General features: G+C 60.6%; 25 protein-coding genes, 1 tRNA gene and 1 pseudogene. 11 read left to right on the forward strand and 16 right to left on the reverse strand.

Going from position 1 to position 23,486, the window contains the following annotated elements:
- Positions 1-6: 6 nt before the first annotated feature.
- Positions 7-1,602 carry an ABC transporter substrate-binding protein gene (locus ATY29_RS28690; RefSeq protein WP_097533527.1) on the reverse strand — a complete coding sequence of 532 codons (1,596 nt, stop codon included), beginning with the start codon at positions 1,600-1,602 and terminating at the stop codon, positions 7-9.
- Between the two features lie 132 nt (positions 1,603-1,734).
- Between ATY29_RS28690 and ATY29_RS28695 the strand changes: the two genes are divergently transcribed.
- The 3 genes from ATY29_RS28695 (at position 1,735) to kdgD (ending at position 4,448) form a co-directional block, all read left to right on the forward strand.
- Positions 1,735-2,445, forward strand: coding sequence for a FadR/GntR family transcriptional regulator (locus ATY29_RS28695; RefSeq protein WP_025416133.1), 711 nt, complete (start codon positions 1,735-1,737; stop codon positions 2,443-2,445).
- Positions 2,446-2,510: 65 nt separating this feature from the next.
- Positions 2,511-3,485 carry a mannonate dehydratase gene (locus ATY29_RS28700; RefSeq protein WP_003573246.1) on the forward strand — a complete coding sequence of 325 codons (975 nt, stop codon included), beginning with the start codon at positions 2,511-2,513 and terminating at the stop codon, positions 3,483-3,485.
- A 36-nt stretch (positions 3,486-3,521) separates the two neighbouring features.
- Positions 3,522-4,448: a 5-dehydro-4-deoxyglucarate dehydratase gene (gene kdgD, locus ATY29_RS28705; RefSeq protein ID WP_003573248.1), complete on the forward strand. Its 927-nt coding sequence runs from the start codon at positions 3,522-3,524 to the stop codon at positions 4,446-4,448.
- Between the two features lie 255 nt (positions 4,449-4,703).
- On the opposite strand, the gene ATY29_RS28710 is transcribed toward kdgD, so the two are convergent.
- From ATY29_RS28710 to ATY29_RS28725, 4 genes are all read right to left on the reverse strand, one after another.
- Positions 4,704-5,777 (reverse strand): ABC transporter ATP-binding protein, encoded by a 1,074-nt coding sequence (locus ATY29_RS28710; RefSeq protein WP_097533529.1) that lies wholly within the window; start codon positions 5,775-5,777, stop codon positions 4,704-4,706.
- 23 nt (positions 5,778-5,800) lie between these two features.
- Positions 5,801-6,649 carry a carbohydrate ABC transporter permease gene (locus tag ATY29_RS28715; RefSeq protein ID WP_003573253.1) on the reverse strand — a complete coding sequence of 283 codons (849 nt, stop codon included), beginning with the start codon at positions 6,647-6,649 and terminating at the stop codon, positions 5,801-5,803.
- Positions 6,642-7,580 (reverse strand): carbohydrate ABC transporter permease, encoded by a 939-nt coding sequence (locus ATY29_RS28720; protein ID WP_025416130.1) that lies wholly within the window; start codon positions 7,578-7,580, stop codon positions 6,642-6,644. The genes ATY29_RS28715 and ATY29_RS28720 overlap by 8 nt, the downstream gene beginning before the upstream one ends.
- 79 nt (positions 7,581-7,659) lie before the next feature.
- On the reverse strand, positions 7,660-8,964 hold the full coding sequence (locus tag ATY29_RS28725; protein ID WP_097533531.1) for an ABC transporter substrate-binding protein: 1,305 nt from the start codon (positions 8,962-8,964) through the stop codon (positions 7,660-7,662).
- Between the two features lie 197 nt (positions 8,965-9,161).
- On the opposite strand from ATY29_RS28725, the gene ATY29_RS28730 reads away from it, so the two are divergent.
- From ATY29_RS28730 to ATY29_RS28740, 3 genes are read left to right on the forward strand one after another with little or no spacing between them, the layout of a single operon-like run.
- Positions 9,162-10,361: an ROK family transcriptional regulator gene (locus tag ATY29_RS28730; RefSeq protein ID WP_097533533.1), complete on the forward strand. Its 1,200-nt coding sequence runs from the start codon at positions 9,162-9,164 to the stop codon at positions 10,359-10,361.
- A gap of 33 nt (positions 10,362-10,394) precedes the next feature.
- Positions 10,395-11,495: a Gfo/Idh/MocA family protein gene (locus ATY29_RS28735; protein WP_097533535.1), complete on the forward strand. Its 1,101-nt coding sequence runs from the start codon at positions 10,395-10,397 to the stop codon at positions 11,493-11,495.
- Between the two features lie 18 nt (positions 11,496-11,513).
- Positions 11,514-12,155, forward strand: coding sequence for a ThuA domain-containing protein (locus tag ATY29_RS28740; protein ID WP_010065671.1), 642 nt, complete (start codon positions 11,514-11,516; stop codon positions 12,153-12,155).
- Positions 12,156-12,234: 79 nt separating this feature from the next.
- On the opposite strand, the gene ATY29_RS28745 is transcribed toward ATY29_RS28740, so the two are convergent.
- A complete protein-coding gene (locus ATY29_RS28745) occupies positions 12,235-12,714 on the reverse strand; it encodes a DUF2938 domain-containing protein (protein WP_097533538.1) in 480 nt (159 codons plus the stop codon).
- Positions 12,715-12,800: 86 nt separating this feature from the next.
- Entirely contained in the window at positions 12,801-13,316 is a 516-nt protein-coding gene (locus ATY29_RS28750; protein WP_097533540.1) for a MarR family winged helix-turn-helix transcriptional regulator, read from the reverse strand.
- 44 nt (positions 13,317-13,360) lie between these two features.
- On the opposite strand from ATY29_RS28750, the gene ATY29_RS28755 reads away from it, so the two are divergent.
- Positions 13,361-14,863 (forward strand): FAD-dependent oxidoreductase, encoded by a 1,503-nt coding sequence (locus ATY29_RS28755; protein ID WP_097533542.1) that lies wholly within the window; start codon positions 13,361-13,363, stop codon positions 14,861-14,863.
- Between the two features lie 297 nt (positions 14,864-15,160).
- Here ATY29_RS28755 and ATY29_RS28760 read toward each other — a convergent pair whose 3' ends face one another.
- From ATY29_RS28760 to ATY29_RS28770, 3 genes are all read right to left on the reverse strand, one after another.
- Complete coding sequence (locus tag ATY29_RS28760; protein ID WP_097533544.1) at positions 15,161-15,412, reverse strand: hypothetical protein; 252 nt, start codon at positions 15,410-15,412, stop codon at positions 15,161-15,163.
- Entirely contained in the window at positions 15,412-15,573 is a 162-nt protein-coding gene (locus tag ATY29_RS28765; RefSeq protein ID WP_165779366.1) for a hypothetical protein, read from the reverse strand. The genes ATY29_RS28760 and ATY29_RS28765 overlap by 1 nt, the downstream gene beginning before the upstream one ends.
- A gap of 98 nt (positions 15,574-15,671) precedes the next feature.
- Positions 15,672-15,929: a DUF982 domain-containing protein gene (locus tag ATY29_RS28770; protein WP_003573274.1), complete on the reverse strand. Its 258-nt coding sequence runs from the start codon at positions 15,927-15,929 to the stop codon at positions 15,672-15,674.
- Positions 15,930-16,314: 385 nt separating this feature from the next.
- Between ATY29_RS28770 and ATY29_RS28775 the strand changes: the two genes are divergently transcribed.
- A complete protein-coding gene (locus tag ATY29_RS28775) occupies positions 16,315-17,142 on the forward strand; it encodes a nickel-binding protein (RefSeq protein WP_003573276.1) in 828 nt (275 codons plus the stop codon).
- Between the two features lie 137 nt (positions 17,143-17,279).
- Here ATY29_RS28775 and ATY29_RS28780 read toward each other — a convergent pair whose 3' ends face one another.
- On the reverse strand, positions 17,280-17,573 hold the full coding sequence (locus tag ATY29_RS28780) for a DUF982 domain-containing protein (protein ID WP_003573278.1): 294 nt from the start codon (positions 17,571-17,573) through the stop codon (positions 17,280-17,282).
- A 306-nt stretch (positions 17,574-17,879) separates the two neighbouring features.
- Here ATY29_RS28780 and ATY29_RS28785 point away from each other — a divergent pair, with 306 nt between their 5' ends.
- Positions 17,880-18,062, forward strand: a complete 183-nt coding sequence (locus ATY29_RS28785) for a hypothetical protein (RefSeq protein WP_025416125.1) — start codon at positions 17,880-17,882, stop codon at positions 18,060-18,062.
- A gap of 521 nt (positions 18,063-18,583) precedes the next feature.
- Positions 18,584-19,317: pseudogene (locus ATY29_RS28790) on the forward strand (hypothetical protein).
- On the opposite strand, the gene ATY29_RS28795 reads toward ATY29_RS28790, so the two are convergent.
- Together ATY29_RS28795 and ATY29_RS37090 are read right to left on the reverse strand one after the other, a co-directional pair.
- The gene (locus ATY29_RS28795; RefSeq protein ID WP_097533549.1) at positions 19,314-20,828 is read right to left on the reverse strand and encodes an FAD-dependent monooxygenase; all 1,515 of its coding nucleotides are present in this window, start codon (positions 20,826-20,828) and stop codon (positions 19,314-19,316) included. The pseudogene ATY29_RS28790 and the gene ATY29_RS28795 overlap by 4 nt on opposite strands.
- Before the next feature lie 326 nt (positions 20,829-21,154).
- Positions 21,155-21,325: a hypothetical protein gene (locus ATY29_RS37090; RefSeq protein ID WP_164895900.1), complete on the reverse strand. Its 171-nt coding sequence runs from the start codon at positions 21,323-21,325 to the stop codon at positions 21,155-21,157.
- A 158-nt stretch (positions 21,326-21,483) separates the two neighbouring features.
- Here ATY29_RS37090 and ATY29_RS28800 point away from each other — a divergent pair, with 158 nt between their 5' ends.
- Complete coding sequence (locus ATY29_RS28800; RefSeq protein ID WP_025416123.1) at positions 21,484-21,711, forward strand: membrane protein; 228 nt, start codon at positions 21,484-21,486, stop codon at positions 21,709-21,711.
- Between the two features lie 112 nt (positions 21,712-21,823).
- On the opposite strand, the gene ATY29_RS28805 is transcribed toward ATY29_RS28800, so the two are convergent.
- The 3 genes from ATY29_RS28805 to ATY29_RS28815 all read right to left on the reverse strand — a co-directional run bounded on the left by ATY29_RS28805 (position 21,824) and on the right by ATY29_RS28815 (position 23,383).
- Complete coding sequence (locus tag ATY29_RS28805) at positions 21,824-22,027, reverse strand: CsbD family protein (protein WP_003573292.1); 204 nt, start codon at positions 22,025-22,027, stop codon at positions 21,824-21,826.
- Between the two features lie 351 nt (positions 22,028-22,378).
- Positions 22,379-23,005 carry an outer membrane protein gene (locus tag ATY29_RS28810; RefSeq protein WP_097533551.1) on the reverse strand — a complete coding sequence of 209 codons (627 nt, stop codon included), beginning with the start codon at positions 23,003-23,005 and terminating at the stop codon, positions 22,379-22,381.
- 302 nt (positions 23,006-23,307) lie between these two features.
- Positions 23,308-23,383, reverse strand: a tRNA-Lys gene (locus ATY29_RS28815).
- Positions 23,384-23,486 lie beyond the last annotated feature (103 nt).

Consider the following 23,486-nt stretch of genomic DNA (forward strand, 5'->3'; position numbering starts at 1 on the left):
GGAGTCTTACTGGGTTTCTACCTTGGTCACGTTCTCGAGCCGCGTCAGCTGAGACGGATGCCCGATATATCCCTGCACCTTGCCGTTGAGGACGATCGGCTCAAAGCGCTCGAACAGCGGCAGCACGGCCGGCTTCTGTTCGACGAACATCTTCTGCATCTGAACGTAAAGTTCGCCGCGCTTCTTGGCGTCCGGCTCCATCGATGCCTTCGCCGTCAGGGCCGTCAGTTCGGGAATATCCCAGGCCGAACGCCAGACGAAGTTGCCGGCATTGTTGGCCTCTTTCGAATTGTCGGGATTGGAGGAAAACTGCTCCATCGAACCGAGCACGCTCGGCATGTAGGCGCTGGTCTGCGGGATCAGCAGATCGAAATCCCGGGCGCGATGAGCGGCAATGATTTCCGAGCCATTGCCCTGCTGGATGTCGATCTTGATGCCAACCTGGGCAAGCGATGCCTGGATGGCGGTGGCAAGATCGATGCGCGGCGTCTGCGCAATGGTCTTCAGCGTCAGCGAAAAGCCGTCCTTGAAACCCGCCTCGCTCAGCAGCTGCTTGGATTTTTCGACGTCGAGATGCCAGTCGGGATTGGCGATGGCATATTCGAAATTCTCGGGAACGGGAACGTTTCTGGCCCGCCCGTATGGCCCCATGATCGTCTTCTCGATGCCCTTGTAGTCGATGCCGTAGGCGATCGCCTCGCGGACCTTGGGATTGGAGAGGTACTGGTTGCCGGCATTCATCGACAGCACGTAGAAGCCGCCTGTCGGAATGCGCTGGATGGCAAAACCTTTTTTGTCCTGGAACGTTGCGAGATCCGATGCGGTCAGGGCGCTGGCAATATCGATATCCCCGCGCTCAAGCATCAGCCGCTCGACCTGGCTTTCAGGCACATGCCGGACGATGACGCGCCTCATCTTCGGCGCGCCGGTCATATAATCCTTGTTGGCATCGAGAATGACAAGTTCGTTCGGGGACCAGCGATTGAGGGTGAAGGGTCCGGAGCCGGCCGAATGCGTCCGCATCCAGGCGTTTCCATAGTCATTGTCGACGGCATGTTTCTCCACTTCGACGCTGTCGACCACGCTGGTGGTGGTCGTCGTCAGCCGGTAGAGGAGAAGCTCCGCCGTCACCTGCTCGGAGAGATCGATCCGCACTGTCTGGTCGTCGACCGCCGTGACGAGCTTGTCGACATTGTTCTTGTCGTAGCCGACGCGCTTGAGGTTGGCGGCGGCGGCCTGATCCATCTTCAAGAGCCTGGCCAGCGAATAGACCACGTCCTTGGAGGTGACCGGGTTGCCGGAGGCGAAATTGGCCTTGCGCAGGGTGAAGGTGATGCCCTTGTCGTCGACCTTCCAGCTTTCGGCCAGTTGCGGAAGGATCTTGCCGTCCGCCGTGCTGGCGACCAGCCGGTCGTAAAGGTTGGACATGATCTCGACGGCCTTGCCTTCGGTCGCCTGCTGCGGATCGAGAGATAGAACCTGGGCCAGCGATGTACCAATCACCAGCTGATCCTGCGGGGTCGCAGCCTGCAGCTGCGGTGCAGCGATCGTCAGGGCGCCGAAAACGGCGCCGACGAACAAGCTTTTAGAAAAATGCTTCATTGTCAGTCCTCCCTGGATTACTATAAAAGACATATTATGTCGCCCGTATGTCGTATTATGATTTAACGAAGTCTGATATGATTTGCAAGACCTGAGCGGGCGACCTGATGCCAAGGGGTTTGGGAGCGGAAAATGACAATACTCAGCCGTGGCCGGCAAAGACTGGCGCAGCAGGTCATCGATCAATTGCGGGCGCAAATCGAAACGGGGCAGTTGCGCGTCGGCGACCAGCTGCCAACCGAGCCGCAGCTGGAGGCCACCTTCGGCGTCAGCCGCACCGTGGTTCGCGAGGCGATTGCCGACCTCCGGTCGGCGGGCTTCGTCAAACCGATTCAGGGTAAAGGGGTTTTTGTCGCCGACCCGAAGGCGCATTCGGTGCTGTCATTGACGCCGGTGGAAATCAAAAGCATTCCGGAAACCCTGGAATTGCTGGAGTTTCGCATGGCGGCCGAGGGTGAAGCGGCCGCCATCGCCGCCTATCGCCGCACCGCCGAGCAGGAGGCGGCCATCCGCGAGGCCAATCGCAGAATGGCGCAACTGATTGAAGCCGGACAACAGACGGTGGAGGCAGATTACGCCTTCCACATGGCGATTGCCGCCGCCACCAATAACCGATTCTATGTCGATGTTCTCCGCCATTTCGGCGCCAAGGCCATCCCCCGTGGCCAGTTTCCGACGCTGCCCGAGGCCAATGACCGGGACTATCTGCAAAAGGTCTATGCCGAACATGTGGAAATTCTCTCGGCCATCGCCGATCAGGATCCGGAACGCGCCCGCCAGGCGATGCGCGCCCATATGCTGGCCAGCCAACGTCGCTACCGGATGCTCGCCGAACAGCAATAGGGCTCGACTCTCTTCCAAATTCATATTATGTCATATGACATTGTGTAATTTCGAAAGAGACTCAAATGTATCTGGGAACACAGGTCGCCGCCCGGGATGACGACGATTATCGTATCTTCGCGCAACTGGGTGTGAAGCATATCAACGCCGACCCGCCGGGAGAACCGAGCAGCTGGACGCTTTCCGACCTCGAGCGCCACCGCGACAAGGTCGAAAGCTTCGGCCTGATTCTCGACATGATCCAGCTGCCGCTGCCCTCGCAACCGATCGAGAAGGCGTCCTATCCCGATATCCTGCTTGCCGGCCCGGAGCGCGACAGGCAGATCGACGCCGTTTGCAAGCTGATCGAGAATACCGCGGCGGCCGGCATTCCGGCGGTCAAATATAATCTCAACCTGATCGGCATTCCCCGCACACCGGACGAACCAGGGCGCGGCGGATCGATGAATGCCAGCTTCCGCTGGGACAAGACGGATCAGCAGGCAGCACCCGGTCTTGCCGGTGTGCTCTCCGAAGACGAAAACTGGGAACGGATCGACTATTTCCTCGAACGTGTCGTTCCCGTCGCCGCAAGCAATCGCGTCAGGCTCGCCTGCCATCCGCACGATCCCTATACGCCGCCGGGCTTTCGCGGCGTCACGCGGGTGCTCGGCACCGTCGAAGGCCTGAAGAAGTTCGTGCTGATGCGCGAAAACCCCTATCACGGCCTGAATTTCTGCCAGGGCTCGATCGGCGAAATGCTGGAAAATCCCGGCAAGGAGATCGACGACGTCATTCGCTGGTTCGGCGAACGCAACAAGATCTTCAATGTTCACTTCCGCAATATCCGCGGCGGCAAACTCTCCTTTATGGAGACCTTCCCCGACGAGGGCGACATGGACATGGTCCGCTCGGCCAGGATCTACAAGGAAGTCGGCTTCAAATACATGCTGATGCCCGACCATGTGCCGACCGTTTCCGGCAAGGACCCTTCCGCCACCGCATTTGCCTACTGCTACGGCTATATCGCGGCCCTTCTGCAGACGCTCGAAAGCGCCTGAGACGGCCAATTTCAACAGGTAAGGAACAGGACTTTCATGATGAACCCGATTGAATTGAAGAAGGCCGTCGGCAGTGGTCTCCTCTCGTTTCCGGTGACGCATTTCGACGACCAGCTCATTTTCGACGAGGCGAAGTACCGCCGCCATGTCGAATGGCTTGCCGGTTACGACGCTGCGGCCCTGTTTGCCGCCGGCGGCACCGGTGAATTCTTCTCCCTCAGCCCGAGCGAGATCCCGCAAGTCGTCAAGGCTGCCAAGGCGTCGGCCGGCAAGACGCCGATCATCTCGGGAACCGGCTACGGCACGTCGCTTGCCATCGAGATCGCAAAGGCGGCCGAAAAGGCAGGCGCGGACGGGCTGCTGCTGCTGCCGCCCTATCTGATGTTTGCCGAGCAGGCCGGCCTCATCGCCCACGTCAAGGCGGTCTGCCAATCGGTCGGCATCGGCGTCATCGTCTATAACCGCGATAACGCCGTGCTGACGGCTGAAAGCATTGCGCGGCTCGCCGAGGAATGCCCGAACCTGATCGGGTTCAAGGACGGCGTCGGCGATGTCGACAAGGTCATCGAGATCACCACGCTGCTTGGCGATCGCCTCGTCTATGTCGGCGGCATGCCGACCCATGAGGTCTATGCACAAGCCTATTTCGCCGCCGGCGTGACCACCTATTCCTCGGCCGTCTTCAACTTCGTCCCGGCGCTGGCCCAGCGCTTTTACGGCGCCCTGCGCACCGGCGACCAGGCGACCGTCGACGAGATCCTGAAGAGCTTCTTCTTCCCCTTCGTCGCCCTGCGCAACCGCAAGAAGGGCTACGCCGTCTCGATCATCAAGGCCGGCCTGCGGGTGCTCGGGCAGAATCCCGGCCCGGTTCGGCCGCCTCTGACGGATCTTACTCAGGAGGAGTTGGCGCTGCTGGAGAAGATCGTCCAGGCCAACGGTGTTGAACGGATTGCGGCTGAGTAATTCGGAGATTGAGGGCGGCGCTTCGCTCTTCTTAGCTCCTTAGGTCATCCTCGGCCCGGACAACTCTACGCCCGAGATGCCCCTCATCCGCCTGCCGGCACCTTCTCCCCGCCCAGCGGGGCGAAAGGACAAGCCGCGGCCTCTCCGTTTCTCGCCACCTCTCGCGTGGCACGTCCCCTAGCCCCGTTTACGGGTGAGGGGCTGTTTCGGCAATCTCTTCGGTCGAGCATATTCGCATGCGCCGGCGGGCCTCACCTACAGCGCTACACCGCTGCCGCGGTCGAAAACATGCACCTGATCGCTGGCAATACTTGCCTCGAACACGGCGCCGTAGCGGGCGGGGTATTCGCCGTCGACGATGGCGGTCACCTGTTGTCCGGCGAGATCGAAGACCACATGGGTCTGGGCGCCTGTCGGTTCTACCAGCATGGTGCGGCCGGCGAGCGGTGTGCCGGCCGCTATGCCGGGAATGAGATGTTCGGGGCGCAGGCCAACCGTGACGGCCTGGCCGGCCTTGACCTTGCGGTCGGGCGCGAGGCGGATCGCCGTGCCGTCTTCGAGGCGGGCGGCGGGTTCGCCGTTTACACCGTCGACCGTGCCGTCGAGCATGTTCATCGCCGGCGATCCGATGAAGGCGGCGACGAACAGATTGGCCGGCTTCCGGTAAAGTTCGAGCGGTGTTCCCTGCTGCTCCACCTTGCCGTGATTGAGCACGACGATGCGGTCGGCGAGCGTCATCGCTTCGATCTGGTCGTGCGTGACATAGATCGAGGTCGTCCTGACCTTCTGGTGCAGCGTCTTGATCTCCGAGCGCATCTGCACGCGCAGTTTCGCATCGAGGTTGGAGAGCGGCTCGTCGAACAGGAAGACGGCCGGATTGCGCACGATGGCGCGGCCCATGGCGACGCGCTGGCGCTGGCCGCCGGACAGCTGGGCGGGTTTGCGGTCGAGCAATGTGGCGAGATCGAGCATGCGGGCGGCCTCAGAGACGCGGGCCTCGATCTGCGGTTTGGCGACGCCGGCAAGCTTCAGATTGAAGCCCATGTTTTCAGCCACCGTCATGTGCGGATAGAGCGCATAGGACTGGAAGACCATGGCGATGTTGCGCTCGCGCGGCGTCATGGCGTTGACGACATTGCCGCCGATGGCGATTTCACCATCGGTGATCTCTTCGAGGCCGGCGATCATTCGCAGCAGCGTCGATTTTCCGCAGCCGGACGGCCCGACGAGGGCGACGAATTCGCCATCCTCGATATGAAGAGAAATGCCGTGGATGACGTCGACGGCGCCATAGGCCTTGCGAATGTCGTTCAGTTCAACGGATGCCATGATAACACCTCCAATGGTTCGGCTCAGGACTTCACGGCGCCGGCGGTCAACCCGGCGATGATGTGTCTCTGGGCGACGAAGAAGACGATGATGGTGGGAAGGATGGTCAGGGTGATGAAGGCCAGCACCAGCTGCCAATCCGTGCCGTATTCGCCGCGATAGACCATGATGCCGAGCGGCCAGGGATATTTGGATTCCGAGTTCAGCATGATCAGCGGCAGGATGTAGCTGTTCCAGCTGCCGACGAAGGAGATGATGCTGACGGTGGCGACGATCGGCCGGGAAAGCGGCAGCGAGATATGCCAGAAGAACCTCATATAACCGCAACCATCGACGAAGGCCGCCTGAAACAATTCTTCCGGAAGATTGCGGAAATAGTTTCGAAACAACAGGATGCTCATGCCGAGGCCGAAGGCCACCTGCGGCAGCACCACGCCCCAATAGGTATTGAGCAGGCCGAGGTCGCGGATGCGGATGAACAGCGGCAGGATCGCGGTCGCCGCCGGAAACATCAGCCCGAGCAGGAAATAATTGAGTAGGAAGGACGAGCCGAAGAAGCGGACATGGGCAAAGGCGAAAGCCGCCATCGACGAGACGATCAGCGTCAGCAGCACAGTAAGCGCTGCAATGATCAGCGAATTGCCGATCTGCAGCCAGTAGCGTTCGCCGAAGAGAATGTCCGTATAATTCGTCCATTGCCACTCGGTCGGCAGGCCGAAGGGATTGGTGCGCAGGTCGCCCAGCGTCTTGAAGCCGCCGAGCGCCGTCGTCAGCAGCGGCACCAACACGATCGCGGCGATCAGGCTCAGCGACACGTAGAGATAGATGCGGGTCGATGTCCTCATGCGGACGGAAGAGCTCATATCAGTCATGGCGCATGAAGATCCTTTTGTAACCGAAGGCGAGCGTCACGCAGATGACGAACAGCACGACGCCGACGGCACTGCCGAGGCCGACCTGCATGCGCATGACGCCATAGGTGAAGAGGAAGGTGACCATCGTCTGCGTCGAGTTGGACGGTCCGCCGCCGGTCAGCGGCATGATCATGTCGAAGAGTTGCAGCGAGCCGACGACGGCAAAGAAGATCGAAAGGCGCAGGGTCGAGCCGAGCAGCGGCAGGGTGACGTAACGGAACTTCTGCCAGCCGGTGGCGCCGTCGATTTCGGCCGCCTCCAGCACGCTCTTGTCGACCGACTGCAGCCCGGCGATGAACAGCATCATGTGGAAGCCGAAATATTTCCAGACGATCACCCCGAGGATGGCATAGATCGCCAGGTCCTTGTCGGCGAGCACGTAAGGGTTGGCGAAGCCGAAGAAGTTGGAAATAGCGGCAAACAGGCCGTAATCGCCGTCATAGACGAAACGCCAGATGAGGCCTGCGGCGACATCGGCCAACACATAGGGCAGGAAGAAAATCAGGCGGTAACCGACGACACCGGGAATGCGGTGCGCCAGCATCGTCGCCAGCCAGATGGCGAGCGGCACCTGGATGCAGATCGAGATGACGATGATCAGGCCGTTATTGAACAGGGCCTGGGTGAAAGCGGCGTTGCGAAACAGGACCTGGAAATTGCGCAGCCCGATGAACTCGGTTGGCGTGCCGTAGCCGTTCCACTTGTAAAGGCTGTACCAGGCCGCCTCGCCCATCGGCATGATGACAAAGAGCGTGAAGAGCAGCAGCGCCGGCGGCAGAAAGATGAGCAGCACGGTCAAGCGGTCGTGCGCGACCGAGCTCCTGCTGTTTGCGGCTCGTCTTGCCGGCCTTGCGGCACTCGGTGTCGATAGGACTGATATATTGGCCATGGTTCCTGCTTTCGCATTTCGTCGGCAGCGATGCCGGCGCTCCACTGCTGGAGCGCCGGCAGGGGACTGCGGGCGCTGGTTATTGTTCCAGTTCGAAAGCGTCCTGGATCATCTGGGCGCCGTCCTTGGAATTCATCTGTCCGGAGACGATTTCCACCGCGACGTCGTTGACGACACGGCCGACCGCCGCACCGAGATCCTGGTCGAAGAAGTTCTGATGCCAGGTCGAGCCAGCAAGCTGTTTGGCCGATTCGGCCAGCAGTGGGTTGACGACGCCGTCATCGGCACCGACGGCAACAGGCAGGAGCATGCCAGCCTTGGCCATCGCCCGCTCGTTGTCCGCATTCGTCAGGAAAGCGAGGAAATCGATGGCTTCCTTGGAGGCCTTCTTGGTGAGCGCCCAGCCGTTCAGGCCACCGAGCGTATCCGTCGGCTTGCCGGCGCCGCCTTCGACCGTCGGGAAGACGAAACGGCCGATGTTATCGGGCGAAAGCCCCTTGCCGTCGCCGGCATTTTTCCGCTGGTTGGCTTCGGTCGCTTCAAAGCCGAGGATCATCGCCACCTTGCCGTCACCGAAGACGCCGAGCGTCTGCGGCCAGGTTGCGCCGAGATAGCCGGGCTGGAAAGGTTCGAGTTTGCCGAGTTGGGCGAGATCGTCACCGGCCTTGATGACCGCCGGATCGAGGAACCCTTCGCCCTCGCCGTTCTTGGCCGCCTCGAAGACCTTCTGGCCGCCCTCGCGCATAACGAGATAGCTCCAGTAGAAGTGGATCGGCCATTTCTCGCCGCCGCCGCCGGCAATCGGCACGATGCCGGCCGCCTTGATCTTCTGCACCGCCTCGAGAAAATCGGTCCAGGTCTTGATCTCCTCGGCTTTGACGCCTGCTTTTGCAAACAGCGCCTTGTTGTAGAAGAAACTGACCAGACCGACCTTGTACGGGATCGCCCAGGTCTTGCCTTCAAAGGTCAGGCCGTCGACCGAAGCCGGCGTGTAGGCCTTGCGCAATTTGCCGCCATCGGCATCCAGCGCCGTCGTTACATCCTGAAGCGCGCCGGTCTCGGACTGCTGCTTCAGGACGCCGCCGCCCCAGCTGAAAAAGAAATCCGGCACGTCGTCGGACTGCAGCAATGTCGGAAGCTTGGCCTTGAAGGCCTCGTTTTCGAGAAACTGCATCTGGACGTCGACGTCGGGATGCTGGGCTTCGTATTTCTTGACGATGTCTTCCCAGGCGGCGAGGTTCTTCGGGTCGGTTTCAAGATGCAGCCACTTGACCACCGTCGTCGCCGAGGCGGCCCCGGCTCCGGCCAGCAACATGCCGGCTGCCGCGGCCATGGATACGATGCGCCTGCCGCCGAAAGCGGCATTCTTCAGCATGCAATTCATGATTTTCCTCCCAGGGGACCTATCCTCACAATTTTTCCCCTATGCGGATTAATTCAACGGACCTTTTGCCGGATGTCAACCCAATGCGTTAATTTTTGTCAATTACGCTTGACAGCTCCGCGGAATTGCCTGTTATTTATTTCGTAACCCGTTAAAAATATTGGCTCGCATAACGAACCTACTGCCGGCAAATTTTCATGAAGACTGCAGACCCAGAATTGATGCGCGCGATCAATCGCTTGAACGTGCTCGATACCATCAGGCGCCATGGCCCGATCTCGCGCATCGAGATCAGCGAGCGGACCGAGCTCTCGACGACAACCGTTTCGGCCATCACCGCCTCGCTGCTCGACGACGGGCTGATCCTGCCGCGTCATGAAGGCGACATCCGCAACGAGGCGGTGCGTGGGCGGCCACGCGTGGCGCTGGAGCTCAATCCCGATGCGGCCCGGGTGGTCGGCGGCAAGATCGCCGCCAACCGGATGGTTTTCGTCGTCACCAACTTCCGCGGCGACGTGTTGTCGAAGCTCACTTTGCCGATCCGCATCGACCGGCAGCCGATCGGCGTCATCGCCGATCTGGTCGAGGACGGGGTCAGGCGCTGCGTCGTCGATGCCGGGCTGTCGCTGGAGGATGTCGAAAGTATCTGCCTTGGTTTTCCCGGCGTCATCGAGCACCGCACCGGCTACATCAGAAGCAGCCCGATCTTTCGCGACATCAATGTCGATTTCGCCGCCGAAATGTCGACGCGGCTGGCAACGCCGACCATCGTCGAAAGCGACGCGCATGCCATCACGCTCGGCCATCACTGGTTCGGAAGAGCCCGGGATCTGGAGGATATGGTATTGATTTCGCTGGAACAGACGCTGGGGCTCGGCGTCTTGCACGGCAACCGCCTGTTCCGCGGCGCCGGCGGCCTCAGCCACAATCTCGGCGACCTTGTGCTCGGCATGGGGCCGAACGGCGTGGTGCGGCTTTTCAGCCAGGCCGGCGAAAGCGCCATCCTCGGCGAACAACAGACCGACGGGCGTTTTGCTGAAGCGATCCGCCTCGGGCGCGGCATGACCCATGCCCAGGCGCTGATCAAGGCCGATGACGACCGGCTGATCAGTGCTGCCATCCGCGCCGGCGAAGCCGTGGGGTTGACGATTGCCAATATCGTCACCCTGTTTGCGCCGCCGCGGGTGATCCTGGTCGGCTCCAGCCTGGCGCTCGGCGAACCCTTTCTCAACAGCCTGCGCGATGCCTATGCGCTCGCCATTCCGCCCTCGCTGCGCGGGGTGAGCGAACTCGTCTTCGACGATTCGAGCGATGATTTCTGGGCGCAGGGTGCGGCGGCGGTGGCGCTCTACGAACTCTACGAATCGCCCTGGAGCACCACCGGGCCGGCGCTCTGAGCGGCGCACACACCACGATCAATGGAGGAATTCATGGACAAAGTCGGTATCGGCATCATCGGATGCGGCAATATTTCGGGCGCCTACCTCAAGGCGATGGCATCCTTCCCCATTCTCGAGATCCGCGGCGTCGCCGACCTCAACCGCGAACTGGCGGAGGCGAAGGCTGCGGAATTCAACGTCCCCGCCAGGTCGATCGAGGAGCTTTTCGCCGATCCCAAGGTCGAGATCATCGTCAATCTGACCATTCCCAAGGCGCATGTCGCAGTCGCCATGCAGGCGCTCGAAGCCGGCAAACACACCTATTCGGAAAAGCCGCTCGGGATTAATTTCGCGGAAGGGAAAAAATTGGCCGAGGCGGCGCGCGCCCGCAATCTTCGCATCGGTGCGGCCCCCGATACCTTCCTCGGCGGCGGCCATCAGACGGCGCGCGCGCTGATCGACCAGGGCGTCATCGGCCAGCCGGTCGGCGGCTCGGCAAGCTTCATGTGCCCGGGCCATGAACGCTGGCATCCGAACCCGGCCTTCTACTACGAGGTCGGCGGCGGGCCGATGCTCGACATGGGTCCCTATTACATCACCGACCTCGTTAATCTTCTCGGGCCGGTTTCTCAGGTCGCCGGCTTTGCGACGACGCCGCGGACCGAACGGCTCGTGACCAGCGAGCCGCGCAACGGCGAGCGCATCCCCGTGCATGTGCCGACCCATGTCGCCGGCATGATGGCTTTTGCCAACGGCGCCGTCGTCCAGATCGCCATGAGCTTCGACGTCGCCGGCCACAAGCACGTGCCGCTCGAAGTCTACGGCACTGAGGGCACGCTTATCGTCCCCGACCCGAACAAGTTTGCCGGCCCTGTCGAATATCTGAAGAAGGGCGGCGCCTTCGAGGACCAGCCGGTCACCGCGCCGTATGCCGAGGGCAATTTCCGCTCTCTCGGCGTCGCCGACATGGCGCATGCGATCCGCTCGAACCGGCCGCACCGCGCCAATGGCGATCTGGCACTGCATGTGCTCGAGGTCATGGAAGCCTTCCAAACGGCGTCCGAGACCGGTCGGACGGTAACGATTACCACGACGGTGGAACGCCCTGCCCCCTTGTCCGAATCCATCATCGACGGACGGCTGGCGAAATAAGTTTCAGGAGGAAAGAGAATGCGTGAAGCACTGATCGTCTGGGGTGGCTGGAGCGGGCACGAGCCGCAGGAATGCGCCGAAATCATCAAGACCATGCTCGAGGAAGACGGTTTCAAGGTCTATCTCGAACACGGCACCGAGGCGCTTGCCGACCCTTCGGTGCATGATCTCAGCCTCGTCGTGCCGATCATGACGATGTCGAAGATCGAAAAGGAGGAGGTCAAGAACCTCGCCGCCGCGATCGAAAGCGGCGTCGGCATATCAGGCTATCACGGCGGCGCCGGCGATGCCTTCCGCGACTCCGTCGACTACCAGTTCATCATCGGCGGCCAGTGGGTGGCTCACCCCGGCAACATCATCGACTATACCGTCAACATCACCCGGCCCGACGATCCACTGATGGAGGGGATTGCCGACTTCCCCTATACGTCGGAGCAATATTACATGCATGTCGACCCCTCGAACGAGGTGCTGGCGACGACGAAATTCACCGGCGAACACGCCTACTGGATCGACGGCGTCGTCATGCCTGTCGTCTGGAAGCGCAAATACGGCAAGGGCCGCGTCTTCTATTCCTCGCTCGGCCACCAGGCCAAGGAATTCGACGTGCCGGAGATGAAAACCATCTTCCGCCGCGGGGCCAATTGGGCGGCGCGATGAGGCGAGGTTCAGATGGTTTGTAAAAACCCCTCCCCAACCCCTCCCCACAAGGGCCTTGTGGGGAGGGGTCTTGGCGATCTCAGCGCAGGATCAACGCCGTACCATAAAGCCCCAATGCAAACACCGTATGCGCCAGCAGATTGAAACACCGGACCTTGTTGGGGTTCGGATGTTTCGACGCGGCCCAGCCGATGCCGAGGCCCGGCTGTAGCAGGAACCACCCTGCCCCGACGGTGATGATGCCGAAGATCCAGGCGGGAAGGAATGTCGGTGCGGCGAGCCAGCCCTGCCCCATGATGAGTGCAAAAATCACCCCATAGAGAATGCCGACGGCGTAATGGCTGATCCAGCCGAGCGCCAGCTCATGTTCATAGGGCTCGGCATCGGCGATGCTGTCGTGAAAGACCTTGCCGCGGCGAAGGTGCCAGAACCAGCGGCCGACCGGCGCCCAGTTCGGCGGCGTCTGGCCGAAGACCTTGGTGAGCAGGATTGCCCAGAGGTCCATGAGGATGGTTGCGCCGGCGCCGATCGCCAGGCCGCGCCACAGAATATCGAACATTGGGAATCACCGGAGAGCGTTGAATTGCAGAGGCGCTAGAAAAGCACTGGAGACACGCCGGTGCAATGGCTTCGCGCGTTCCACGATCATTCGCGCTCATCATGCGGGGCCGACGTGCTGTCGCCGGGATCGACGCTGATATCTTCTGCGAACCTCCGCATCAGCCGCACCAGTTCATTGAATTCGTGCTCGTCCCAGCGCTCGAAGATGGCGCGGCCGATCCTTTCGCGCGCCACGTCGATGCGGTCGGTCATGGCCTTGCCTTTCGGGCTGATGACCGCCTCGCGCACACGGCGATCGGCAGCACTTCCGCGCCGCTCGACCAGGCCGAGGCTTTCGAGCTTGGCAACCTGACGGCTAACGGTGGTGTAGTCGCGCCCGGCGCGGTCGGCGAGTTCGACCACACCGATCGGACCGAGGCGTTCCACCGTGACCAAGAGCGGAAACAGCGCGCGGTCGAGCGAAATACCGGCCTCGCGGACCATCTGCTCGTCGCGCTGCGGCCGGTTCATGACGCTGACGATCTCGATCAAAGCCCCGTGCAGTTCGCGCAGCTTTTCGGAAATATGTGTATTTTGCACACTTCTTGTTGACGCCGTCATATCGATTCTCCTATTATGTGCATAATACACATATGGAGATTGCAATGACACCGAATTCTAAGGTCGATGTGCTGATATCAGGCGCTGGCGCGGCCGGGCTGACGCTGGCAATCGAGCTGGCGCGGCGCGGCGTCAACTTCCGCCTGATCGAAAAATTGAACGACGCGTTCCGCGGCTCCCGCGGCAAGGGCATTCAGCCGCGCACACAGGAAGTCTTCGAAGATCTCGGCATCCTCGACCGGATCGTCGCGCTCGGCGGCACCTATCCCAAGCAGCGGGAATATCGCGACGATGGAAGCTTCAGCGAATCCGACGTCGTGCTGGGTGAAGCGCCGACGCCTGCCGAACCCTACCATCTGCCGCTGATGGTGCCGCAGTTCCTGACCGAGGGCGTGATGCGCGAGCGTCTGCTCGAACTGGGGCACCGCCCGGAATTCGGATGTGAACTCATCGGCTTCGAACAGGACGATGCGGGCGTAATGGCGCGGCTCAAGGGCCGATCCGGGGAAGAAACCATCCGCGCTCGCTGGCTCGTCGGCGCCGATGGTGGGCGCAGCTTCGTGCGCCACGCGCTCGATATCGGCTTTCCCGGCAAGACACTCGGCGTGCGCGCCATCGTCGCCGATGTCGTGCTGACGGGGCTGGATCGCGACGCCTGGCATCGCTTCGGCGAAGGCGACATGCAGCGACAGCTGGCACTTTGCCCGCTGGCGGGAACCGATCTGTTCCAGATCCAAGGGCCAATCCCGCTTGTCGGCGAGATCGACCTGTCGGCCGCTGGTTTGGCCGCGCTGGTGAACGAGCGCACCGGCCGCGACGATCTTCACGTCCGATCGGTTTCCTGGGCCTCGGCCTTCAACATGAACGCCCGGCTTGCCGATCGCTACCGGCTCGGCCGCGTGTTCCTGGCCGGCGATGCCGGCCATACGCATCCGCCGACCGGCGGACAGGGTCTCAATACCAGCGTGCAGGATGCCTATAATCTCGGATGGAAACTGGCGGCGGTCGCCGCCGGCGCCCCGGATGCGCTGCTCGACAGCTATGAGGAAGAGCGCCGCCCGATCGCGGCGGCGATGCTTGGTCTTGCCACGAGGCTGCTCGATGCTCTGAAGCGCGGCGAGATGCGGCGCGGCCGCGAGGTTCATCAGCTCGATATCGGCTATCCCGAGTCGTCCCTTGCGCTGGAAAAGCCGGCGCGGCGCGGCGGCCTGCTGGCAGGCGACCGTGCGCCGGATGCACCGCTGACCGGTGCGGCCGGTCAGCCGAGACGTTTGTTCGACCTGTTCAAGGGCACGCACTGGACGCTGCTCGGTTATGAGGTCGAGCAACTCGCGATACCGCCGCGCCCGGGGCTGCACATCCACAGGATTTGCCAACGTGCCGACCTGATGGATCAAGGCGGGCATTTCCGCCAGGCCTATGGCCTAGCCCCAGGCGACTGGGTGCTGGTGCGTCCGGACGGTTATGTCGGCGCCATCGTCGCAGCGGCCGATACCCGGGCGCTGGAAGCCTATCTGGCAAATGTCGGTTTCGCACATGATGCGTGAGTGCCAAGCCGACGCCGAGCCGTCGCCCGACTATGCGGATTGCTGAGGTCGACGCGCGCGCCACCCGGTCCTCGATGAAAGAAATTCGATGGGCGATGCACTGTGTTCGGCCGACACTGCCATAGCTCAGCCGCAGCGCCTTGACTGGCGGCGAATGCTACCGGGTTTTCATCGTCCGCAGCCGACTTCCCCGGATCGATTACAGGCTCCGAATTGTCCGTCGACAGTGGCTAGGCGCAGATCCGTCAACGCGTTCGGCGCCCTTCGTGAGGCGCGTCTGAACGGTGGTAAGCGCTGTTAGAGGGCGTCGCGCTCGTAGCGCGGCGTCCAACCGCGGGTCATCCCGCGGCTCATCGCCCGCTCCGCCAGCGCCAGTTGCCGGCGGAGATGTTTGCAGTCGTCGAGCAGCGAGCGGATCGCCGCCTTGGCATTGTCGTCATGCCAGGCCAGCACGGCTTCGACTTCCCAGGCAGGATCGGGCCAGGCAGGATCGGGCCAAGCCGGATCCGGCCAAATCGTATCGGGTTCCAGGATCTTTGCCGGCTGCATCAGTTCAGCGCCAATGGCAATTGAACCGGACGCGGCAGCGGCCGGCTGAGCTCGACCTTTCTCTGCCAGGCGGCGCGTCGCAGTTGATCGCGCTCGCGCGCCGCACGCGACGCTTCGACAAGGGCTAGGGCGTTGGCGATCACTTGTTCCGTATGTGTCATGACCATCTCCAATGTTCCTGTTTTGTTCTAAGCTAGACCTTCGGCTGGAAAAGTCAAGTCAGGGGGATCTGGCGGTGAGGACGATGGATCGGGGACGTTCAGTCCGCAGCTTCGATGACGGCGATGCCGGCTTCCTGCGCAGCCCTTATGAAGGACGCCCGCACCTCATCCGGCGGGAGATCGCCGATAATCGCATCCAGGCACGACTTCACGGCTTCGAGATAATCTTCGCCGTCATCGACCGGCCAGTCGTGCAGCAGCGTTCGCGCGGCGTCCCACACAGAATTAATAACGGCATAATGGCCGAGCCCCATTGAGGCCAAGCCGACCGGTCGAAAATTTGCCGTCTGTCTCACTTCACTACAGCTTTTCTAATTTCGGTGAGCTTACGAGTTAGAGATGCAATTTGCGTGCCGATGGCGGCGGGAACGGGCATGCCGCCTGCCCACTCCAGCCAGGCGCTTGAAAACATGCAACACTTGAAGCGCTCCGATCGGCTTCGAAAGCCCCGCACTTGGTTATCAAACGACTGATTATGGTAAATATCAGGCTTCTCCCGCCAAGCCCACTCATTAAAACGCAGCCTTTCCCGAGTATTCTATAGAATTTACAGCAACTCCGCGACTTTTCTGGAAGAAACAACTTCAATAATCATTCATTGATTGTGCGAAAAGTGGACGCGACAGCATCCAGATCGTACAATGCCATCCCCTGCACGCGGCGGATCTGGGAGGACGCTCTATGCCTATCTTCATGGACCGGCATTTTCTCGAGGGAACGTCGGCGGCCGACGTTGCGCGGGCGCATCGAATGGATCTCGACATTCAGGATCGCTACGGCGTCAAGTTCCTCACCTATTGGTTCGACCAGCGGCGTGGGACAGCCTTCTGTCTCGTGGATGCGCCCGATATGGAAACCGCCCAATGTGTGCATCGTGAGGCGCACGGCTTGGTCGCCGGCGAGATTGTCGAGGTCGCTTTGTCCGCGGTCGAGGCTTTTCTCGGCCGAATTCATGATCCCGAACCGGCGCCTGGCCAATCCTCGGCGCAAGTGGATCCCGGCCACCGGGCAATCCTCTTTACCGATATCGTCGGATCGACCGAGATGACAGCGCGGCTCGGCGACCGCATCGGGACTGAGATGGTGAGAGCCCATGATGCGATCGTGCGCCGATGCCTCGGCCAGAATTCCGGCCGCGAAGTCAAGCACACCGGCGACGGCATCATGGCGGCCTTTTCCGCCACAACGGCGGCCGTCGAATGCGCCATGGCGATCCAGCAGGAATTCCGGCGTTACAACGGCGGAAACACCGAGCCTATCCATATCCGCATCGGGCTGGATTGCGGCGAGCCGGTCGAAGATAGCAACGACCTGTTCGGCTCGACCGTACAGCTCGCCGCACGGCTCTGTGCGGCCGCATCCAGCGACCAGATCCTCGTCTCGGAGAATATCTTTCGGGAGTATGGCGCCACCGATCTCTTTGGTCACGCATCGCGCCGGCGGCTCAAGGGCTTTTCGAAGCCGGTGATGGTGTTCCGATGTGACTGGGCGAATGGCGCGACTGCCTAAGATCCGTCGAGATCCGTCGAGATCCCCCGCGATCGCTACGCATTGTGCGCAGAAATACGCGTCCGGCGGCCAGCCGATTTTGACACCAGAACGCGCCGCACATGATGTGACGGCGCGTCTCTGCTCATTCAAACTTATCAAGCATTGCCGATATTTCGATCGCCCATCAGCTGCTCGAATTTGGGCGCGCCCTCGACCTTGGCAAGCACACCCGACATCTTCAGAAAACGCCGAAAATTCTCGCGTGCAGCGCTCAGCGGGAAACGGCCGCTAGCCGTGTCCCGGCACGCCTTCAACAGCGTGTCATATGCCAGGCCTCGTTTATCCTCCGGCCATTCATCCAGGAAATCGATGATTTCATCGAGACATGTGATCTCAGCGATGAAATGCTGACGATGAAGCAAAACCGGATCGAACCGAGTTTCCGACATAGTAACCTCCCATTTATATTACTTTTTTATGGGATAATATTACTGAAAATCCTCGATTTATTCAAGATAAAATCGCCCGAATTTCGCCGAAAGCTTCCGCAACTACTTCCATAACGGCAGAATAGCTCGATGAGATTATCCTGAGTGAATTGGTCAGCGATCAAGGTCAAATGCACAAGCTCAAGGCTGATTGACCCATCGCACACGTGTTCAGCCAAGCGTGATCAATCGTGCCTGATGTTTCGTATAGGCTGGTGACGGCACGGTAGACTATGACCAAAATCAATTCCGCAAAGGAGAGCCCAGATGAACCGATTTCTGACATTCGTAGCCATCGGCGCGCTGCTCGGCGTGTCGGCGATCACGTCTTCCTGCACCTCGCCCGCCAAGCACGATCGTGAAGACTTCCAGTATCAACGGGACACATCGATCAACCCCGCTTGCGCGGGTGGTTTCAGACCCGGCAACGCGCGCTCATGCAGCTATTGAAGCGCCGCGGCCGACATTGGTGCGCGGCATCGCTGCGAATGCCACAGGGAACAGCCACACTATGACTGCCTCGTGAGAGGCGGCGCGCTGCAGCAATAGGATTGTCAGGGAACTCCAAGCCCGCCCCGCAGTTAAGTCAACGGGTCACGGTTGGCTCGATTCAAACAGGAGAACGGTCCCCATGAACAATTTAATCTGGATTGTCGGCGCTGTCGTCATTGTGCTCGCGGTTTTGAGCTTCTTCGGCTTTCGCTGATTAATGTAATTGTGGCGAAGGGCCTTCTCTCCATGGCAATCAGATGGAGATGAGACCGCTGGCGCCGATAGATCGATAAGCTTCGGAGCGACTCGGCTCTGTGCTTTGGCTGGCCTATTGCGCGTGTTGTCCGCCGAGGGAACCGCGCTCCATTGCCGTTTCGTCAAACAATCCACCGAATGACGTATCCTTAGGCTACATCACCCCCCTCGACTTGTTTTATAGTCACGCGTTTGCCTTCCCTGGGCCGGTCGCGAGGAAATCGATGGAACGTCTTGGTGCAGAAAAAGCGACTCAATCCAGGAAGCGGGCTGTAAAAGCCGATCATTCGGATGGTCTTGTCCGGGATGTCTCAGCCATCAAAATCGGCGACTGCCTGCTGGGGTATAAGGCGGTGCAGCGCCGTGCGTGGGGCGGCCGCTGGAACCATTTCCGCGGCCGGATGCGCGAGATCGAAAAATTGATCAGGCATCGCCATGGAGACATCGTACCCGAGGCGGATGATGCTTTGATCTATGTCGAGGTGATCGCCAGCCTCGCCCTTGTCGAATTCGGGCAGGAGTTCGTGGACGTGGTTCTCGGCTGGGCAGCGAGATGGCTTCCCTGGGCCGGGAAAGCCGCCGTGGAGGAGATCATCTTCGAGCGGACGAAGGTGCGCTTTCCTCGCTGTCGGCCGACGCGCTCGGCCACGCTCTGCATTTGAGCTACGCCGAACGGTGCACTCTCGATATCCGCACGATCGGCGCTTTCGATGTCCCGAAGGCGAAAAGAGCAAAACTGCAAAAGGAAAAGCGGCGGCAACGCGACCGAAATCGGAAAGACGAGCAACGCCGCGCCGCCGGCGCGCTTGCCCGAGCCGACTATCTCGCCAACTCCTTCAGCCAGGCGCGCCCCTGGGAGGCTTTCGGCATCAGCCGCCGGACATGGGAGCGCCGCGGCAAACCCATGCCGCAGGCCGAGGCGATATCGGATGGCGGTTCGATCCGCCTCGCCGCTTAACCAGGTTTAGGCGTCTCCTTGTCGGGTTGCCCGAACCAGGTCGTCATCGCCTCGAGCAGACCATCCGGCGTCCCCTCGCCCACCCAGGCCACGTAGCCATCGGGCCGGATCAACGCGGCGGTTGGGGCCGACACCGCACCGAGCGCCGGCAGCTCCCACACGCCGTCATAGCCGGCGTCAACCCGTTGGACGCGGCCAGACCACGCCCCGTTGTCGAGGCTGCCAGGCGCGCCGAGATTCAAGAGCACTGGCTGCACATTTTTCAGCAGCGCATAGACCCGCAGAGGGCCATCTGATGTGGTGAGGTCGAGGTCCGGCATGCGGCGGCCAAGCAGCGGATGCCCCTCGCCGAGGTCGTAATGGATGGCCAATCCGGACATTTCGGCGGCGATCTTCTTGCGGGGTTCCTGCATGGCGAGGAGCTCCAAAACGATATCTCGCAAGGCTTCGGTGCGGTCATCGGTCCGCTGCAGCGCGACCTGCGCCATCGTCGTGCGCAACACCCGGGCGGCCACCGGATGGCGTTCCGCATGATAGGTGTCGAGCAAGCTTGCCGGCGATATTCCCTTCACCACCTGGGCCAGCTTCCAGCCGAGGTTGACGGCGTCCTGAACACCGGTGTTGAGGCCCTGCCCGCCCACTGGAGAATGCACATGCGCGGCGTCGCCGGCCAGGAAAATCCGGCCCTTGCGGTAAGCCGTTGCCTGACGCGACATATCTGTGAACCTGGAAATCCACCTCAGACTATGGATGCCGTAATCCGTGCCGCATGTTTCGATCAGGGCTTGCCTGAGATCACCGAGCGTCGGCTCGCCCGTGCCACCGGCATTCTTTTCGGTCACCATGACGTTGACCGGACCTTCGCTGGCAAAGATCACCTTGCCGTCGCGAATTTCGTATTCCTCCCGGCCGAAGGCATGCATGCCGAGCGCCGTGCGATGGACGCCGAGCGGCGGCTCCTCCTCCATCTCGGCCTCGGCGAGAATGTTGCTGGTCGTCGCATCCCACCCCGGAAACTCGATGCCGGCCATCTTGCGAACCAGACTGCGGCCGCCATCGCAGCCGACGAGATAGCCTCCCCTCAGCGAAGCACCAACGGAGAGTTCGATGGTGACGCCGGTATCGTCCTCAGCGAAGCCCGTCAGCTCTCGGCCGCGATAGATAGCCACCGGCAGCTCGCCGACCCAGCCGGCCAGAATGCGCTCGATGTGTTTCTGCCGCAGCGCCAGCCCATAATTGTGCCGGGTCGGAAAATCGCTGATATCGAGCCGGGTGACTGCAAAACCCGTGACCTGGGCGATCTGCCCTTCCGCAAGGAACCGGTCGACCACTCCACGCTGATCGAGAACCTCGAGCGTGCGGGCGCTCAGCCCGCCGGCCCGCGAACCGACAATCTCCTGGTTCTGCCGGCGTTCGACAATGGCAACGTCAACGCCCGCCAATGCCAGTTCGCCTGCCAGCATCAGCCCCGTCGGACCTCCTCCTGAAATCACCACCGCATGTTCCTTCATCCGAAAACTCCTCTGCTTCGATTGCGCCACGCAGTATCTCGGTGTTCCAGGCAGACCTGCCGGATGGCATCTGGAACAGCGGTTCGATAGATCCAGACCCCGGCACCGATTTCGGTGTCGTAGGTTGTTCCCCCTATAAATTGAGCTCTTTACTGGTTGGAAGGACTTGCGACAGGATTTCCGCCTTGCTTTCCAAAGCCATGTTTCTTGCCGCTTGCTGGACCTCTGCAGTTAAACGCAGGCCTTTCAATACGACCTGACCAGGTGCACGCCGGACGTGGCAGACGCCGTAGCGGTCATCGTTTGTTCTCGATGAGGAAATTATCTCACTGCGGAGGCGGGGCTTTTTGCGGAATCGTCTCAGCGGCAGGTCGCTCGGACGGATCGCCGGGGTGGCCATAGATTGTGTATATGGCGCCCGCCAGAACACCCAGGACGAGAAGAGCCAGCACGTATAACATCATTCCGCGGATAGCCGTCTTCGGTGTCTTGTCCATCAGGATCTCCAATATGGATCAGCGGCCAAATTCAATACCGGCGTGTTTGTTCCGAGGATTCAAAAGGCAGTGGCCGGTTCGCATTTGCGCCGAGGCTGCCGGAACGATCGAGCCCGGATTTGGTTTACCTCACATCCTTGTCGTTAGCGGAGGCCACCATGTGGGTCATCCTGATCGGAGCCGCTCTCATCATCGGCGGACTTCTCTTTCTCTTTTCGTCGGTACTTGGTCGAAAACCGAGTAATCCGCATCAACTGCCGCAGGGTGGCACCACACTGGAACCACGGCGCCAAGGCCTCAGGTTCCTCGGGCTATCCCAGAACTGGCCAGCCCTCGCCGTTATCGCGCTCGGCGCCATTCTATTAGCTTTTGGTCGATACTCCTGACATCCGACAGCATTTGCCCGCTGGGGAGGCTAAGCAGATGAGGAAATAATGGCGGCGGCCACCTTGGCCCCTTCGGCAAAAACCCGGCTTCCACCGGGTCCTTGCTCAGGTACTACCAAGTCTGCCGACCGTACCAGTCATCGATATCGCGCCTAATACGATCCCTCTCGATGCCATACCGCTCCTGGATCTTGCCTTCCAGTTGGTCGCGCTTGCCGGCGATCTGGTCGAGATCATCATCCGTGAGTTTGCCCCACTGTTCTTTGATCTTGCCCTTCGCCTGCTTCCAGTTTCCTTCGACACGATTCCAATCCATGATCGATTTCTCCAGTTTCTTGATGAGAAGAAAACGGACTGCTGTGGAAGTTGGTTCCTGTCTCTTTGGCAGATTTCATCTCGCGTCGCGTTACCCCGCGCTCGCGCAGCGGATCGAAAATAAATTCCGACGCTAAACCACGTCGCGCCAAACTTGATTCATGCGACATGAGCATGTCGTTGCCGCAAAACCGCTGCACACTTTTGCGCGACATGCTTTGGGTCTTTGTTTTTACGCATGTCGTTGTCGCAAAACCGCTGCACACTTTTGCGCGACATGCTTTGGGTCGCCAAAATACAAAAGCCCCGCCGAGCCGGCGAGGCTTTCCTGCTCCCGACTGGGCGGCAGTTCTTAGAACTTTACGCCGACGCCGAACTTGACCTCGTGCTGGTCGAGGTCGACATCAACACCAAGAATGTCTTGCTTGCCGAAGTCATTGTACCGGTATTCGCCACGGGCGAAGATGTTGTTGGTGATGGCAAAGTCGACGCCAGCCCCGACGGTGTAGCCGTTGAAGGTCTCCGTTTCCTTGTCGAATCCCGGCACGTCAACGTAACCGCGCGTGGCGGTCCAGCCAGCTGCGCCATAGATCATCGCCTTGTCGAAGGCGTAGCCAACCCGACCGCGAACGGCGCCGGACCAATCCGTGCCAATCTCCGCTCCGAGGACATCTTCCTCATTCCAGTTGTGTTCCACGTTGCCTTCGATACCGACGACAATGCTGTCGAACTGGAAGTTATAACCGGCGAATGCGCCGAAAACGCCGCCGTTGAAATCCTCAGAAGCGCTGGCGCCGCCGCCGAAATCGAAATCACCGTTAAGCCACCCGGCGCCGCCGTCGATACCGAAGTACGGACCGGACCAAGTGAAGACAGGTGCAGCCGCAACGGGAGCGGCCGGGATATCCTGAACGGCATCCGCTGCAAAAGCGGTCGATGCGACGAGTGCGAGGAAAGTGGTGGCGATAGTCAACTTCATTTTCTGTACCTCATGCATTAGAATAAAAGCATAATATAATATTCACCAACAAATAGCTGTAGCAACAAGGCCACACTCGCGGTGACTGTACGTCTTAAAATTGTTTGGGCGTTTTCCCGAAGCGGCAGAACGCGATAACGGGACGCCACTGGCAGCGCCGACAGGGGGCATTCGGCTTTGCCAGCTTCATATGGGATGGTGACAAAGCTGCCGCAGATTCGATTCACGATCGGTGGCCACACCACATGAATTAGTGAGGCCGGACGGCGACACTAAATCGAAAAACCAGTTCTTGGAAATGATGGTGAGAGCGTCGGGGTTCGAACCCGAGACCTACTGATTAAAAGTCAGTTGCTCTACCGGCTGAGCTACGCTCTCCCTCTCCGTGGGTGTGAAGCACCCCGGCTGGAAGTGGGCGGAACATAGGCAGGCGACCCATTGCGGTCAACCGAAAAATTCGGCTTTTTTCAGCGATCTGCAC

The sequence above is a fragment of the Rhizobium hidalgonense genome (assembly GCF_002914525.1).
GTDB classification, from domain to species: Bacteria; Pseudomonadota; Alphaproteobacteria; order Rhizobiales; family Rhizobiaceae; genus Rhizobium; species Rhizobium hidalgonense.